We start from the raw sequence: 15,616 nt of genomic DNA on the forward strand, positions 1-15,616 counted from the left end.
AATGTTTATTCCTCCTTTTTTGCCCGCAGGGTGTGCCAGCCGAAATAGCCGATCAGCACGAGATACATCGCCAGTCCCGTCCATTCGGCGGCGTTCGATGCGGCCCAGCTGCTCATGAACCAATCTACCTCGGCGAATTTCAAGAGGGCGCTCACCACGCCCATCAGTGCGCCGCCGGCGATAAAGCCCGAAGCGATGAGCGTGCCGCGGTCGAAACGCGCCTTGTTGAGCGCCTCGTCCTTCGAGCGGTTCGAAACGAACCACGCCACCAGTCCGCCGACCACCAGCGGGGCATTCAGTTCCATGGGGATGAACATACCCAGTGCGAATGCGAGTGCCGGAACACCGATGGAGGTCAGCACCAGCGCCAGCGCCGCGCCACAGAAATAGAGCATCCACGGGGTTTGCCCGCCGGTCATCAGGGGCTGGATTACCGCCGCCATGGCATTGGCCTGCGGAGCTACGAGGGCGCCCTCACCGACGAAACCGTACGATTTGTTGAGGATAATCATCACGCCCGCCACGGTCGCCGCAGCAACGAACGTGCCGAGGAATTTCCACGCCTCCTGCTTGCGGGGCGTCGTTCCGAGCCAGTAACCGATTTTGAGGTCGGTGATGAAGCCGCCGGCCATCGAAAGCGCCGTGCAGACCACGCCGCCGATGATCAGTGCCGCCGTCATGCCCGTCGTGCCGCTCAAGCCTACGCTTACGAGTATGAGCGACGAGAGAATCAGCGTCATGAGCGTCATGCCCGACACGGGGTTCGTGCCGACGATGGCAATGGCGTTGGCCGCCACGGTGGTGAAGAGGAACGAGATGATGAAGACGATCAGAATCGCCGTGACGGACTGTACCCAGCCGTCCAGCAGTCCGAAGTGGAAGAACACGAAAATCGAGATGAGCGCTGCGACCAGTATGGTCAGGATGCGCTTCATCGTCAGGTCGCGCTGTGTGCGCTCTACCGCAGCCGGGGCGGTTTTGGTACCCCCCCCCAATTCCGATACGGCCAGCCCTACGGCCTGGCGGATGATTTTCGACTGTTTGACGATGCCGATGATGCCCGCCATGGCGATGCCTCCGATACCGAGCGGCTTGCCGATGAAGGCGAAGAGGTTTTCTGCCGTGAAGATGCTTTGCGGGTCGGCCAGGATGTCGGCACGCGTTACGCCCAGCAGGGCCGCCAGCGCCGCGGGGTCGATCGAGCCGGCCAGCGAACCTACGAGCGGCACGACCAGGAACCACACCAGACACGAACCGGCGGTGATAATCATGGCGTATTTCAGTCCGATGATGTAGCCCAGGCCGAGTACGGCGGCCGAGGTGTTGAGCGAGAAGACCACCTTGAACTTGTCGGCGGCCACGGCGCCCCATGCGCAGATGCGCGTCGAAACGGCCTCCGTCCACATGCCGAACGTACCGACCACGAAGTCGTAAAGGCCGCCGATAAGCCCGGCTACGGCCAGCAGTTTGGCCTGGTTGCCGCCCTTTTCGCCCGAAATCAGCACCTCGGTGGTGGCCGTAGCCTCGGGGAACGGATACTTGCCGTGCATCTCCTTGACGAAGTATTTGCGGAACGGAATCAGCAGTACGATACCCAGCAGTCCGCCGAAGAGCGACGAGAGGAACACCTGGTAGAATGCCGCGTCGAGCCCGAGGATGTAAAGCGCCGGCAGGGTGAAAATGGCGCCTGCGACGATTACGCCCGAGCAGGCGCCGATCGACTGGATGATGACGTTCTGTCCCAGCATGTTCTTTTTGCCCAGCACGTTGCCCATGCCGACGGCGATGATGGCAATGGGGATTGCCGCCTCGAACACCTGTCCGACTTTCAGCCCGAGGAATGCGGCGGCTGCCGAGAAGATGACGGCCATGACGATACCCATCGTGACCGAATAGGGCGTCACCTCTCTGGGCGATGACGACGCGGGCATGATGGGCGTGTACTCTTCACCCGGTTTCAGCTCCCGGTAGGCATTTTCGGGCAGCGATGTAAGTTGTTTCTCCTGTTCCATTTATTTAAGGTTCTTTGATGTATTTGTCCAAATCCTTGAGTATGTAGTAACGGTTGAGCGAGGCCGGGGCCTTCTTGGCGTCGAGGTGGCTGTATATCGCCCCGACACCCGCTGCGAGCCGCAGGCGCTCGTCGCTATCATCCGTCGCCGCGACCATGTCGAAGAGCAGTTCGGCGAACTTTTCGAGGTTTTCGTCGCTGAACCCGTATTCGTCCGTAAGCCGGCCGATGAAATCCGGGCCGCAGAGCAGCGTGTCGATGTCGATGTCCAGCGTTTCCGCCAGTTCCGTCTTGGCAGCCGTGCGTATCCGCTCCGGGGTGCCCGACCGTTTCAGAAGTCCGATTTTGTCCAGCAGGGCGGCGAGCAGCTCCCCGATTCGGTTGATTTCCCTCAAAATGTAATCTTCCATTCATTCGCTGTTTTGGATGGCTGTATGTGGTGTGCGGAGGCCGGGGCGGCGTGCCTGCCTGTCCCTGTCGCACCTCGCCCGTCAGCGGTTGTCGCCGCTGCCCGAAATGATGTGGCGCTGCATGCGCGAGCGGAGCTTGTCGACGTTCATCTGCGCCACGTCGTCCAGTTCGTAGCCCAAATCGCGGGCGAGCGTCGCGCAATACCACAGCACGTCGCCGATTTCCTTGACGATTTCCAGCCGTTTCTCGTCCGTGAACTCCTCGTGGCCGTCGCGGATGACTTTTTTGACCTTGTCGGCCACCTCGCCCGCTTCGCCCGTGAGCCCGAGCGTGGGGTAGATGATGCGGCGGTTTTCGGGATAGATTGCCGTTTCGAGGGCGTGTTGCTGGTATTCGTTGAGAGTCATGGTTTTGAATTTGAGTATGAATATTGGGTACTATTGATGGCAAAAATAACAAAATAATTTAAAAATACATATAAAAAAGCCCCTGTTCCTGCGGAACAAAGGCCAAAGAATTGCGCCTTGCAGGGCAACGGGGTTTTCGCACCCTCCCTTCCGGTACGGCGCGGCAATCAGCAGCGTCCGCCGGAGGCGATCATCTCCCGCAGGGAGCGGTTGAACTCCTCCTGCCGGAGCAGTTCTTCGAGTGTGAGGTGCATCCGGTAGCGCCAGTTGTAGCGGGCGATGGCCGGGATGTTGATGCGCTCTTTCGCCGGGTCGGGGGCGCGCAGGCGGCCGTCGACCGATAGCCAGTCCTGCAGCGGCAGGATGGCGAGCATTGCCGGGGATGCGAGGTGCATGGCGACGATACGCCTGCATATCCACGGTTCGCAGTCGGCGGGCGCGTCGCCAGCGATGCCGAGCACTTCGTGGTAAAACTGTTCCGTGGTTTGCCGGTCTTCCTCCCACCATGCCCGCAGGGGATTCATGTCGTGGGTCGAGGTGGTGCAGACCGAAAGATAGGGGTAGCGTGCCGGGTCGGCGAACGTTTCGCCGAGGGATTTGGGCATCCGCTGCACTTCGAGCGATAGTATCTGCAGTTCGCGCATCGTTTCGGGTACGCTGGCGGGAATCATGCCGAGGTCTTCGCCGCAGGCCAGCATCGGTGTGGCCGATTGGAGTACGGGGAGCTTGCGCAGGGCCGACTCTTTCCAGAACCGGTTGTGGCGGCGGTAGAAGAAATCTTCGTGAAGGCGGTCGAATGCCTCCTGCCGCGATGGGTCGAGTGCACGGTAGGCATAGGTCGCATGTGCGGCGATGCGGGGGTGGAAGTATCCTTTGCGGCGCGGGTCTTCGATGAACAGCACGTCGTCCAGAAGCGTCATCAGTCCCTCCCGCAGGCGGGTTTGCCGTGCATCGCAGCCCGGGAAGCGTGCTGCGACTTGGCGCTGTGTCGCGTAATCCGGCAGCAGCCTGCCCTCTTGCATGCAGGCCGAGCGCACTTCGCCGGCAAGGTCGCCGAACAGGTCGACGAGCATCCGCTCGTCGGGCGCGGGTGTCGTGTAGCGCCCCTGTGCGGTGTCGAAGCCCATGTCGCGCAGTTCGTCGGCCGTGTAAGGCAGGGCCGGGTTGAAATACCCCAGCAGCCCGTGTACGGCATGCGTGGGAATTTCCCAGATGCGGAAGAACCCGAGGATGTGGTCGATACGGAATGCGTCGAAATATTCCGCCATCTTTGCCAGCCGGGCTTTCCACCATTTGTATCCGTCCTGCGCCATGCGCTCCCAGTCGTAGGTCGGGAAACCCCAGTTCTGTCCCACGGCCGAGAATGCGTCGGGCGGGGCTCCGGCCTGCGCATCCATGTGGAACAGGCGGGGGTGGCGCCATGCGTCGACGCTCGTGCGGCTGACGCCTATCGGCAGGTCGCCCTTGAGGATGACCCCGCGGCTGCGGGCGTAGGCGCAGGCCTCCGACAACTGCCGGTGCAGGTGGTACTGGAGGTAGCAGTGGAATGCGATGTCGCGGCTGTGGCTGCGGCGGTATTTTTCGACGGCTTCGGCATCGTACCGGGCATAATCGCCCCAGCGGGTGAAGTCGGCCGTGCCGGTTTGGTCGCGCAGCGTGCAGAATACCGCATAGGGCAGGAGCCAGTGCGTGTTGGTCTCCATGAAATCCGTGTAGTCGCGGCGTGCGGCGATGTGTGCGCCGTGGCGTTCGAAACCGCGTCGCAGCAGGCGCAGTTTGTGGTCGTTGACCCGTTTGTAGTCGACCTCCGGCAGGGCGTTCAGTTCGTCGCGCAGGCGGCGGTATTCATCGTTCTGCTCGACGCCTGCATCGGGCAGGTGGAGAAATTGCGGATGCAGGGCGAATGTCGAATTGGCGTTATAGGGGTAGGAGTCCTCCCACGTTCCGCTCATCGAGGTGTCGTTGACCGGAAGCAGTTGGAGCACGCGCTGTCCGGTCGCCGCGGCCCAGTCGGCCAGGCGTTTCAGGTCGCGAAACTCCCCGACGCCGAAATCTTCCTCCGAGCGCAGCGAAAAGACGGGAATGGCCGTGCCTGCCCCGCGCCACCTGCGTTCGGGAAACCGGGGCACTGCCGCGGCGTCGACGAGGCATTCGCCGTCGCCGGGTATTTCGCTCCATATACGGTTGGCTCCCTCCTCCCATGCGATGGGTTCGAGGGTCTGGCGGTCGGCCAGCAGGAATTTGTATTCGAAGCCCTCGGCGGCCTGCAGCAAGAGCTCCCACTCCGGGAAGTGCGCGTCGTCCATCGGCACAATCCGTTGCCAGCCGCCCAGTTCCGTGCCGCTGCCGGCGACGGCGAGGACTTCGTTCGGCCGCAGGGCTGGCTGGGCGACGCGCAGGATGGCGTTTGCCGGGGTGTTTGCCGGCGCAGCCTCTTCAGCTTCTGCCGGCTCCCCGCGGCCGAATATGCCCCGGGTAAATGCCGATGAATAGAAGGGCGTGTCGGCGGGCATGTCGAGCCAGCGGTCGCGGATGCGAAGCGTGCGGGGTGTCCTGCCGCCGGGTATGCGCAGGATGTGCGGCCGCCATTCGCGGCGGACGCAGATGCCGTCGCGCTCGACTTCGTAGCCGTATTCGACCGGCTGCGGGGGGATGTCCTGTTCGACGGTGGCTCTCCAGATTCCGCCGTCGGTATATTGCAGGGCGATGCGCCGTTTGCCGAGGTGCAGTACGAGTTGTTCGCCCCAGCGGGTACGGTATTCGATGCTTATGCAGAGTGTCATGCGGTTACAGGCTTTCGATGAATTCCGTTACGGCGGCCGCCAAATCCGGGTCGAGCGGCAGCGTGCTGTCGCCGTAAGCCGCCATCTGATCCGCCGGCGTGCGTCCCGCCGCTTTTTTGAGCGGGTGGGTCATTCCCCGGATGATGATTTTCCGGGCCCGGGGCTGCGCTTTGGCCAGCGCCTCGGCGTTGTCGGGCGGTACCTGCAGGTCGTTGTCGCCGTTGACGAGCAGTACGGGTACCGTCACTTTACGGATTTCGGTCCGCGGGTCGTAGCGGAGCGACGAAATCCAGAATGTTTGTACCGAGGGGTGGAACAGCGCTTCCAGCTGCGGCGGGTACGACTCGACGCGCTCGCCCCGTTTCAGGGAGGCGGTAATCGCGTTGGCCTGCAACAACAGGGCCATATTGTCCGGCGCGAGCTGTGCGGCCAGCTGCAGTTGGAGCACCTCGTCGAGCGGATAGCCTGCCCCGGCCAGCGATATTACCGCGTCGACCTCCGGGGCTTGCTGCGCCGCGCAAAAGGCGATTAGCGCCCCTTCGCTGTGGCCGATCAGGACAATGCGGCGGAAGCCCTCCCCGGCGAGGAATTCGGCCCACGCCGCGGCATCGCCGATAAAGTCTTCCAGCACGGCGTCGGACATCTTCGCTGGGTCGTCGAACCGGCTGGCTCCGATGCCGCGCTTGTCGTAGCGCAGCGAGGCGACACCCGCCTTTTCGAGCGTCTGCGCCAGGTAGAGGTAGTTGTTCGCATTGCCGTTGCGGGGCGTAGGGCCCGAGCCGGCAATGATGAGCGCTGCCGTTCCGCTTCCTGCCTCGGGTGTGAGGAGCGTACCGCGGAGGGTGCCGAAATCGCGTTCGAGCGAAACGCTTTTCTCCCCGGCGGCGGCATTCGCCGCAGCCAGCAGCAGGATGGCGGCCAGCAATCGTTTCATCGTGTTCCGTTTTATTCGCTAAAGTTCTTCCAGTGCTTTTTCCAGTCCGATGCCGTGCGATCCCTTGACGAGCACCAGTGCATTCTCGATAGGGCGTTTGCGGAGCGCTGCGGCCAACTCTTCGCGCGTGGGGTAGAGCGTAATGCCTGCGGGCAGGGTTTCCAGCCCCGCGTATGCGCGGGCGAATTCCCCTCCGACGAGCATCAGTTCCGCATCGGGCGACTGCGCCGCGAGGCGGATGATTCCGGCATGCTCCTGCTCCGACCATGCGCCCAATTCGAGCATGTCGCCCAGAATCAGCAGGCGGCGGGTGCGGATGCCGGCCGGTTCGGCGAGGAAATTCGCGACCGAGGCCCGCATGCTCGACGGGTTGGCGTTGTAGCAATCCACAATCAGCGTATTGCGCGCCGTTTCGGTGCGCTGCGAGCGGTGGTTGTCCGGCATGTAGCTGCCGATGGCGTGGCGGATGCGTTCATCGGCCACGTCGAAATAGCGGCCCACGGCTACGGCCGCCGCGATGTTGAACCGGTTGTAATCCCCCTCGAGGTGGCTTTCGATACCGTCGGCAAGCGCCAGGCTGTAGTATTCCGCCGCCAGTCCGTCCCGTTCCGCGGCCATGGTGGTCAGCGTTTCGTCCTCGGTCGGGACGAAAGCGTGTCCTCCGTTTTCCGCGAGATAGTCGAACAGCTCCCCCTTGCCGCGCCGAACTCCCTCCGGGCCGCCGAATCCCTCGAGGTGTGCGCGGCCGATGTTGGTCAGGATGCCGTAGTTGGGCTCGGCGATGGAAGACAGCAGGGCGATTTCGCCGCAGGCGCTGGCCCCCATCTCCACGACTCCGAACTGCGTGTCGCGGGTCATGGCGAGCAGCGTCAGCGGTACGCCGATGTGGTTGTTGAGGTTGCCGTGCGTGGCATAGACCTCGAAGCGTTCGGCCAGCACGCGGCTCACCAGCTCCTTGGTCGTGGTCTTGCCGTTGCTGCCCGAAATGGCAAGAATCGGAATCGCCAGCGCTCGGCGGTGTTCGCGCGCCAGCTCCTGCAGGGCTTCCAGCGTATTGTCCACCACGATCATCCGCTCGTCGGTGACGACAGCCGGGTCGTCCACGACGGCATATGCCGCACCTTTGGCCAGGGCGTCGGCGGCAAAGCGGTTGCCGTCGAACGTCGCGCCGCGGAGTGCGAAGAAAACGGAATCCGGCACAATGCGGCGCGTGTCGGTGGAGATGCGCGGGTGTTCCCTGAAAATATCGTACAGTCCGGACATGTCAGTTTCGGTGTTTCGGTGTTCCGGACGGCAGGGGATACGGGCCCGGCTCCACGGGCTCCCCGAAGCGGGGGTTGCCTGCGGCGTCGAAATCGAAGCGCTGCAGCCTTATGTCGCGTCCCCAGTTGTGTACCGTGTCTTTTTTCGAATGGTAGTAAATCCAGTATTCGCTGTCGTCGGGCGAGGTGGTGAAGCTGGCGTGCCCGACGCCGTGTATGCGGTCGTTACCCGCGAATACTGGGCCGCTCTTTACCCACGACGCGGGGTCGAGCGGGTCGCTGTCGGGTGTGCGCAACCGCAGTTGCCCGAGTTTGTAGTGGCGCGACCACGAGCCGCGCGTGGAGTAGACAATCAGCAGGTCGTCGCCGTGCCGCAGGGCCGACGGGCCCTCCTGCAGGGCTATATGGTCGCCCTGCTCCCAGGGCTGGTCGGGGCGCGACAGCAGGATGCGCGGGCCGATTTCGGTCGGCGATTCCATGCGGGCGATGTAGAGCAACTGATCCGTGGCGTCGGTGTCGCGCTGGCGCTCCCAGCCCGACCAGACGGCGTAGAGTTGTCCCCGGTGTTCGAAAACCGTCATGTCGATGGCCCAGATGTTGTCGGTCTGCCCGTCGGGATTGTCGCCCGTGTAGAGCATGCCGCAGTCGCGGTAGTCGCCCAGCGGCGTGTCGCCCTCCAAAACACCCGTGCGCTGTCCGACGAACGGGCTGCCCGGGACGGCTGCAGCGGCGTAGTAGATGTACCACTTGCCGCGGATGTGGTGCAGCTCGGGAGCCCAGATGTTGAAGCTGTTCCATGCGCCGCTGTCGGCGGGCTGCCAGACGACGCGCTCGCGCTCGAAGCGCGTCATGTCGTCCGATTCGCTCACGGCGATGCCGCGCCCCGACTTGAAACAGGTGTAGTAGCGGCCCTCGTGTTTGATAATCCACGGGTCGGCGCCGTCGCGCAGCGGGTTGGTGAAAGTGGCCTGCGGCGCGGAGCACGAGAGCATCCCCGCCACTAAAAAACAGCCTGCCGCGAATCTTCGCAGCAAGGCTGTGGTATGGAATGACGTGCGTTTCATGGCTGCGTCAGATATGTTTCTCCCCGTTGTGGAATTTCACCTCGTCAATGAATTTTTTGATGTTCTGCTCCTCGGCGCGGGGACAAATCATCAGCACGTCGTCGGTGTCGACGACGATATACTCTTTCAGGCCGCTGATGACCGCCACCTTGTCCTTGGGCAGCGAAACGATGCAGCTGCGCGTGTCGTAGAGGTAGCACCCCTCTTCGGGTACGGCGTTGGCGTAGCGGTCTTTGCGCGAATGCTGGTAGACCGAGCCCCAGGTGCCCACGTCGCTCCAGCCGAAGTCGCCGCAGCGGACGTATACGTTGTCGGCTTTCTCCATGATGCCGTAGTCGATCGAAATGGCGCGGCACTCCGAAAAGACCATTTCGACGATGGCTTTTTCCGAATCGGTGCCCAGCACCTTCATCAGGCCGCTGAACATGGCGTGGTGCTCGGGCAGGTATTTTTTGAATGCTTCGATGATTGTCTGCACTTTCCAGATGAAGATACCCGAGTTCCAGAAGAATTCGCCGGTCTGGAGGAACGTCTGCGCCAGTTCGAGGTCGGGCTTCTCGGTGAAGCACTTGACTTTGCTGATGACGTTGGTGTCCGAAACCTGGATGTAGCCGTAACCCGTGTCGGGGCGCGTAGGCTTGATGCCCACGGTCAGCAGTGCGTCGTGACGGTCGGCGAAGTCGAGGCATTCGCCTATGATTTCCCGGAAATCGTCCTCGTTGAGGATCAGGTGGTCGGCCGGCGTGACAATCATCTCGGCGTCGGGGTTCTGCTTGAGCAGCGTGTAAGCCGCGTAGGCGATGCAGGGCGCCGTATTACGGCCGATCGGCTCGCAGAGTACCTGGCTTTCGCCGATTTCGGGGATGTGCTCCAGTACCAGGTCTTTGTATTTATGGTTGGTCACGACGAGAAAATTCCCGGCGGGGACGATTTTTGCAAAGCGCTCGTAAGTGTGGCGGATGAACGATTTTCCGGTTCCCAGAATGTCGAGGAACTGCTTGGGCATCGTCTGCCTGCTCTTGGGCCAGAAACGCGAACCGATGCCGCCGGCCATTATCACGCAATATTTATTGCTGCTCATAAGTTATAATATGGAGTTAAGTGACACAAAGATAAAAATATTTTGTAACTTTGCCGCCTATTGTTAGGAATAAAATTTTTTCATCCGGAATGAAAATAAGACTCTTCACCATACCCAATCTGCTGACCCTCTCGAGCCTGCTTTGCGGCTCGTTCGCAGTGGTTTCGGCACTGGTTTACGGCGACCTTGCGCTGGCATTCTGGCTCACGATCGCCGCGGGTGTTTTCGACTATTCCGACGGTTTCGTCGCCCGGCTGCTTAAGTGCCCGTCCGCCGTCGGTGTACAACTTGACTCGCTCTCCGACATGGTTTCGTTCGGGTTCGCCCCGGCGGCTGTACTTTTCGTCCTGTGGAACAATTCCTTGCCTGCGGATGCCGATGCCTGGTCGCGTTACGGCGGCAGCGCCCTCTGTTTCCTCGTAACGGCTTTCTCGGCGCTGAGGCTGGCGAAGTTCAATATCGACGAAACGCAGCATACCGAGTTTTGCGGCCTTCCGACCCCCGCCAATGCGCTGTTTTTCGTTGCGTTGGGCTGGATGGACGCCAAGACGGGTTTCAACCAAGGGGGCTGGGTGCTGCTGATGGTGCCGGCCATGTCGTGGCTGCTTATTTCGCCTGTTCGGATGTTCGCTTTCAAGTTTCAGAGTTTTGCCTTTAAAGGCAACGAGATCCGTTATATTTTTATTGCCCTGTCTGTTGTCCTGTTGGTTGCCTTGGGCATCCCGGCTGTCCCCATTATCATCCTGCTCTATATCGTCATGTCGACCGTAAGGTGGATGCTGATGTTAAGGAACCGTCGTTCAGGCGCTTGTGCCGAAGAATAGTTGTGTATTTTAAAATTTTTAATTATATTTGCCGCGGATTTGCGTTCTATGACGAAGTTGCCGAATAGAATATTGCTGACAGCTTTGCTCGGTCTGTTTCTCGCAGTCCCCGGCATTGTCCGTTCGCAGGGTTTCGATGCCAAGACGCTGATGCGCGCCCAGCAGCGCGGACAGACGGGAAGCATGTACGGAACCAATCCCTATGAGCAGACCGGCGAGGAGGGGGAAGAGGGCCAGGAACAGCCGCAGGATACGACCAAGAAAGAGCGCCGTATTCGCAAGCCGCTCGAATCCTATTTTTTCAGCGATTCGGTGCGCGCCCTGAACAACTTCCGCTGGAACGTCAAGCGCGAATACAACCGCGTGGAAATCGGCCCGCTCGACACCACGCTGACCGACTGGCGCATCGACTACCCGTTCTACCGTGAAGAGGTGGGCGACATGGCGCAGGGGGCCCTGGGACAGACGTCGCTTCCGATGAACTATTTCCGGCGGCCGCAGTTCTTTGACTTCAGTTTTGCGAGTCCCTATTACGCCTACATTTACGACATGGAGAACGTGTGGTTCTACAACTCCAAGCGGCCGATTATCCGCATGACCTACATCGAGTCCGGGCAGAAACGCTTCCGCGAGGAGAACTTCAACATCATGCATGCGCAGAACATTTCTCCCTCGACGGGCTTCAATGTCGATTACAAGGCGCGGGGAACGCGCGGACAGTATATCTGGTCGCGTACCAAAAACCACAACCTCGCGGTGGCTTTCAACCATACGGGCAAACGTTATTCGGTGCATGCCGCCTATTACAACAACCATATCGAACAGCAGGAGAACGGCGGTGTGGTCGGGCTGTGGGCCATTGCCGACACGACGTTCCAGATGCCCTCGGGCGTGCCGATGAAGCTCTCGGATGCCGAGGCGCAGAATACCTACCGCAACAACGCGTTTTTCATCACGCAGTCCTATGCGCTTCCGTTGCAGCGGGTTACCGACGAGGACTTTTCGCTGGCAGACCTCTCGACGGTCTTCATAGGCCACTCGTTCCAGTACAGTTCCTGGAGCAAGGTCTATACCGACAAGTATGCCGAATACATCAACGAGCGCGGCCACCGCGACGACCAGGGCAATTTCGTGGCGGATACGATGCAGTATTACCAGAACTGGTATATCAACCCGACCCAGACCCGCGACTCGATTTACGAGCGCGTCATCTCGAACCGCTTCTTCGTCCAGGCGCAGCCCTGGGATCGCAACGGGGTGGTCGGCACGATTGATGCTGGTATCGGTATCGACATGCATACCTACTCGCAGTTCGAAATGAACGACTACCTGACGGGAAAGTATACGAAAGTCAACAAAACCAGTTACTTCGCATACGGCTCCGTCGGAGGCAAAATAAAAAAATATGTCGACTGGGATGCGAACCTCAAGTTCTACCCGTCGGGATACAGAGGCGGGGATCTCACCATAGGCGCCCATCTGGCGCTGACGGGCTATCTCCGCGGACACCCCCTGATTCTCGAAGGCCGGTTCTCGATGGACCGGCGTTCGCCCAACTACTGGCAGGAGAATCTTTTCTCGAACCACTTTGTGTGGTCCACTCCTTTGAGTAAGGAGAATGAAACTCGCTTCGAGGCGAAGTTTTCGGTTCCCGATTATGCATTTGAAGCGGGAGCATGGCAGGGCATTGTCAACGACAAGATTTATTACGGTTCGGACAGCAACATCGCCCAGCACAACGGAAGCGTAAGCCTCACGAGTGTGTACGCTCGCAAAGATTTCCGCCTCGGCGGACTTCATTTGGACAACAGGGTATTGTTGCAGTGGAGTACGAATCAAGAAGTTGCACCCGTTCCGCTTTTTAGCGCCTTCCTCTCGTATTATTACGAATTCTGGGTCGTGCGCAATGTGCTTCGCCTTCAGATCGGATTGGACGGACGTTATAACTCGCGTTATTATGCGCCCGGTTACAATCCCGCACTGTCGGCCTATTACAACCAGCGTGAGATCGAAGTGGGGAATTACCCCTACATGGATGCTTTCGTTATGGGAAAGTGGAAGAGAATGCGGATATTCCTGAAATATCAGCATGTAAACAAGGGCCTGCTCGGCAACGGGGAGTATTTCTCCGTGGCGGACTATCCGCTCAATCCGGGCATGTTTAAGATCGGTATCTCATGGGGTTTCTATGATTAGCGTCCTGTTCTGCGCGGTGTGAACTGCCCGCAAAACAACCGTTTATGTTAAAAAAGACAGTTTTAACTTTTGCGTTCTTAACAATTCTGACGACTTTCTACGGCTTTAACGCCCAGTTCAGCGCACCCGTGACGGACGACATGCTGCTGGACAATTCGGCCGGTTACGCCAATTCGCTGCTTCGCGACGGCGATTACGTGATTTCGGCCTACGACAACATCATTCGCAACATCAGCGAAAAGGAGGGGCACGACTGGCGCCTGATGAGTGCCATCGCCTATCATGAATCGCGCTTCACGCCCGACATCACCTCGCGCAGCGGGGCACGCGGACTGATGCAGATCATGCCCTCGGTAGCACGCCAGTTCGACGTTCCCGCCGAACGGATTGCCAATCCGGAAACCAATATCTGGCTGGCCAACAAATTGATGTCGAAGATTATGAGCACGCTCCGGTTCCCTGCCGGAACTTCCGACAAAGATCGCATGAGTATCATCCTGGCCTCGTATAACAGCGGTATCGGCCATGTGAACGATGCACGTCGCCTGGCGCGGCTCAATGGTGAGAACCCTAACTCGTGGGAGGTGGTCGCCCGTTACCTGCAACTCAAGGCCGACCCCGAATACTACGAAAGCGAAGTGGTCAAATGCGGACGCTTCACCGGCAGCCGGCAGACGCTGGCCTATGTGAACGACGTGATAGGACGCTACGACAAATACTGCCGGATTGCCGTGAGGTAATCCCTGTCGGCAGGAAAAATAAGAATTCGAAAACAGAAAAGGCTGAACCCCCGTCGGGTTCAGCCTTTTCTGTTTATACCGGTCGGGCATCCTGCCGGTCGGTCGGGTTTAGCGGCGTTCCGGGGCGCTTTGCGGCGACTGTTTCGCCTTGCCCGCCAGTAATCTACGGCTGCCGGAGCGAAACCCGGTGCGCAGCCCGCCGCAATGCGGTTTAGTAGACCCATTCGAAATCGTCCACGTACAGCACGTTGGTCGTACATCCGACCATGAAGTCCCCGTAGGCGCTCGTGGAGCAGGAGATGATAATGCCGTATTTACCCGTGGGACGCGCCGCATCGGAATCGTAGAAATTGAGCGGCAGCGTAACTTCCGTCATCCGGTCGCCCTCGGTCGACTTGTCGATGAACAGCGAACCGTAGGCGATGAGTTTGCCCTCGTCGGTCGCCGTGGTTGCGGCCGGATCCCAGGTGCCCGTGGGGGCTTTGGTGCCCGAAGCGACCCGGTGCCGGGCGTTCCAGTCGATGATGGCGACGAAAATGCGGGCTTTGTCCGGGTCACCTTTGCCGATAGGAGCCCCGGCATGCTTGCTGGCATTGACGATGCCGAGCGTTGCGTGGTATTTCACTTTCATGCCCGTGGGGCGTGCCGTCCAGTTGTAAGGCTGTCCGAACTCCACGACGCCCGTCGTCAGGCCGTCCTTGTAAAATATGCCCGACATCAGGTTGCCTGCGGCAAGGTCGACGATAGCGGGGCTTGCGGCTTTCAGCATGGCGCAGTGGCTGCCGCCCATTCCGTTGAAAGTCCCTTGTGTGCAGAGTTTTTCCGCGAATGTGTTGTTGCCGCTGGCCCAGAATTCCGCATTCTCATTTCTCATCGTGAAACACGAGAGTGCAGGGTCTTCCATGCCGCTGTCCGGAATGGTGTCGCCCGCGGGAATCTGGTATTCGGTGATGCTACTCTGCTCGCCTGCGATGAGCAGGCGGATTTCGTAGGTCTTGCCGGCGTAGATGCCTTTGGTGTTTACCAGACGCTTGACGGGTATGCCCGCCTCGTTGGTCAGGCTCGTCCATTCGGGGGCGACTGCGGCCGTAAAGATGTTGCTTTCGTTCAGCGCGCCCTTTTGCGTTGCCAGCCATTCGTCCGTGCCTTTCAGGCGGTACTGGATTTCGGCGTCGCGGTACTCCTCCGGGGTCACTACGGCCGTAATGACTGCGGTGTTGTGCCAGAGGTCGATTTCCCGGATGCCGATTTTCTCATTCGTCGTTTCGACGTGGAGCATCCAGCGTTCCGTGATGCCGTGGCAGGTGACGTCGACCAGGCGTACCGTTTCGAAACCTGTCGCGGAGAGCTCCTCGGCCGTGGGCGAATAGTCGGTGATGTCGGCAGGCCCCAGCTTGAGGCTGCTGACCGTAATGGCTTTCAGGTCGGTGCCCTCGGCTACGAGTACCGTGGCCGTGCGGTTTTCGGTGTCGATTTCTGTCGAGCCGATCTGTCCTACGACCGTGAACGACCGTTCGATTTGCTGTTCGGCCCGGATTGTCCATTGGTAATCCTGGTAGAGCGAGAGCGTGACGTAGAGCGGGGAGCGCAAATCGAACTCGCCGGTCAGCGGCTGTGAAGTCCGGATTTGGTCGGTGAATTTTTCCCGGTCGTTCATCATCGGATTGGAGGTGTCGGTGTCGAAAGTCACCTTGTCGATGCTGACCTTGCGGATATCGGTCTTTTCGTCCAGCGCGAGCGTGACGGTGCGGTTGACGAGGCTGATGCCCGACACGGTGAAACCCTGTCCCTCGACGTTCGCGATTTTAAGCTCGACGGTAGGGTACGGTACGTCGTTTTCGATGCACGAAGCGGCGAAAAGAAGCGCTGCGGCTGAAAAGAGTATGCGTAAGTATCTCATGGT

The 15,616-nt window shown here is 60.0% G+C and carries 12 protein-coding genes; 3 read left to right on the plus strand and 9 right to left on the minus strand.

Annotation, left to right across the window (positions count from 1 at the left end):
- Positions 1 to 5 precede the first annotated feature (5 nt).
- The 8 genes from QZT71_RS02345 to QZT71_RS02380 form a co-directional block, all read right to left on the minus strand.
- A complete protein-coding gene (locus QZT71_RS02345; protein ID WP_295911882.1) occupies positions 6 to 2,012 on the minus strand; it encodes an OPT family oligopeptide transporter in 2,007 nt (668 codons plus the stop codon).
- Between the two features lie 4 nt (positions 2,013 to 2,016).
- Positions 2,017 to 2,421 (minus strand): hypothetical protein, encoded by a 405-nt coding sequence (locus QZT71_RS02350; protein WP_295911885.1) that lies wholly within the window; start codon positions 2,419 to 2,421, stop codon positions 2,017 to 2,019.
- Between the two features lie 81 nt (positions 2,422 to 2,502).
- Positions 2,503 to 2,829 carry a nucleoside triphosphate pyrophosphohydrolase family protein gene (locus tag QZT71_RS02355; RefSeq protein ID WP_117506443.1) on the minus strand — a complete coding sequence of 109 codons (327 nt, stop codon included), beginning with the start codon at positions 2,827 to 2,829 and terminating at the stop codon, positions 2,503 to 2,505.
- A gap of 167 nt (positions 2,830 to 2,996) precedes the next feature.
- Positions 2,997 to 5,612: a 4-alpha-glucanotransferase gene (locus QZT71_RS02360; RefSeq protein ID WP_295911894.1), complete on the minus strand. Its 2,616-nt coding sequence runs from the start codon at positions 5,610 to 5,612 to the stop codon at positions 2,997 to 2,999.
- Between the two features lie 4 nt (positions 5,613 to 5,616).
- Positions 5,617 to 6,546: an alpha/beta fold hydrolase gene (locus tag QZT71_RS02365; RefSeq protein WP_295911897.1), complete on the minus strand. Its 930-nt coding sequence runs from the start codon at positions 6,544 to 6,546 to the stop codon at positions 5,617 to 5,619.
- A gap of 18 nt (positions 6,547 to 6,564) precedes the next feature.
- Positions 6,565 to 7,809, minus strand: coding sequence for a UDP-N-acetylmuramoyl-tripeptide--D-alanyl-D-alanine ligase (gene murF / locus QZT71_RS02370; RefSeq protein WP_295911899.1), 1,245 nt, complete (start codon positions 7,807 to 7,809; stop codon positions 6,565 to 6,567).
- A gap of 1 nt (position 7,810) precedes the next feature.
- Positions 7,811 to 8,872, minus strand: a complete 1,062-nt coding sequence (locus QZT71_RS02375; RefSeq protein ID WP_295911901.1) for a glycoside hydrolase family 43 protein — start codon at positions 8,870 to 8,872, stop codon at positions 7,811 to 7,813.
- A 7-nt stretch (positions 8,873 to 8,879) separates the two neighbouring features.
- Positions 8,880 to 9,953, minus strand: a complete 1,074-nt coding sequence (locus QZT71_RS02380) for a mannose-1-phosphate guanylyltransferase (RefSeq protein WP_295911904.1) — start codon at positions 9,951 to 9,953, stop codon at positions 8,880 to 8,882.
- A gap of 89 nt (positions 9,954 to 10,042) precedes the next feature.
- Here QZT71_RS02380 and QZT71_RS02385 point away from each other — a divergent pair, with 89 nt between their 5' ends.
- The 3 genes from QZT71_RS02385 (at position 10,043) to QZT71_RS02395 (ending at position 13,713) form a co-directional block, all read left to right on the plus strand.
- Entirely contained in the window at positions 10,043 to 10,777 is a 735-nt protein-coding gene (locus QZT71_RS02385; RefSeq protein WP_295911908.1) for a CDP-alcohol phosphatidyltransferase family protein, read from the plus strand.
- 84 nt (positions 10,778 to 10,861) lie between these two features.
- The gene (locus QZT71_RS02390; RefSeq protein ID WP_363150320.1) at positions 10,862 to 12,973 is read left to right on the plus strand and encodes a putative porin; all 2,112 of its coding nucleotides are present in this window, start codon (positions 10,862 to 10,864) and stop codon (positions 12,971 to 12,973) included.
- 44 nt (positions 12,974 to 13,017) lie between these two features.
- Positions 13,018 to 13,713 carry a transglycosylase SLT domain-containing protein gene (locus QZT71_RS02395; protein ID WP_295911913.1) on the plus strand — a complete coding sequence of 232 codons (696 nt, stop codon included), beginning with the start codon at positions 13,018 to 13,020 and terminating at the stop codon, positions 13,711 to 13,713.
- A 211-nt stretch (positions 13,714 to 13,924) separates the two neighbouring features.
- On the opposite strand, the gene QZT71_RS02400 is transcribed toward QZT71_RS02395, so the two are convergent.
- Positions 13,925 to 15,613, minus strand: coding sequence for a PCMD domain-containing protein (locus tag QZT71_RS02400; RefSeq protein ID WP_295911916.1), 1,689 nt, complete (start codon positions 15,611 to 15,613; stop codon positions 13,925 to 13,927).
- Positions 15,614 to 15,616: the final 3 nt, after the last annotated feature.

Source organism: uncultured Alistipes sp., from assembly GCF_902388705.1.
In the GTDB taxonomy this organism is placed as follows: domain Bacteria; phylum Bacteroidota; class Bacteroidia; order Bacteroidales; family Rikenellaceae; genus Alistipes.

Coding starts and splice junctions, on each gene's coding strand:
- QZT71_RS02355 (WP_117506443.1), bottom strand. CDS start 2,829: ATGACTCTCAACGAATACCAGCAACACGCCCTCGAAACGGCAATCTAT.
- QZT71_RS02395 (WP_295911913.1), top strand. CDS start 13,018: ATGTTAAAAAAGACAGTTTTAACTTTTGCGTTCTTAACAATTCTGACG.
- QZT71_RS02360 (WP_295911894.1), bottom strand. CDS start 5,612: ATGACACTCTGCATAAGCATCGAATACCGTACCCGCTGGGGCGAACAA.
- QZT71_RS02375 (WP_295911901.1), bottom strand. CDS start 8,872: ATGAAACGCACGTCATTCCATACCACAGCCTTGCTGCGAAGATTCGCG.
- QZT71_RS02350 (WP_295911885.1), bottom strand. CDS start 2,421: ATGGAAGATTACATTTTGAGGGAAATCAACCGAATCGGGGAGCTGCTC.
- QZT71_RS02385 (WP_295911908.1), top strand. CDS start 10,043: ATGAAAATAAGACTCTTCACCATACCCAATCTGCTGACCCTCTCGAGC.
- QZT71_RS02345 (WP_295911882.1), bottom strand. CDS start 2,012: ATGGAACAGGAGAAACAACTTACATCGCTGCCCGAAAATGCCTACCGG.
- QZT71_RS02380 (WP_295911904.1), bottom strand. CDS start 9,953: ATGAGCAGCAATAAATATTGCGTGATAATGGCCGGCGGCATCGGTTCG.
- QZT71_RS02400 (WP_295911916.1), bottom strand. CDS start 15,613: ATGAGATACTTACGCATACTCTTTTCAGCCGCAGCGCTTCTTTTCGCC.
- QZT71_RS02365 (WP_295911897.1), bottom strand. CDS start 6,546: ATGAAACGATTGCTGGCCGCCATCCTGCTGCTGGCTGCGGCGAATGCC.
- murF (WP_295911899.1), bottom strand. CDS start 7,809: ATGTCCGGACTGTACGATATTTTCAGGGAACACCCGCGCATCTCCACC.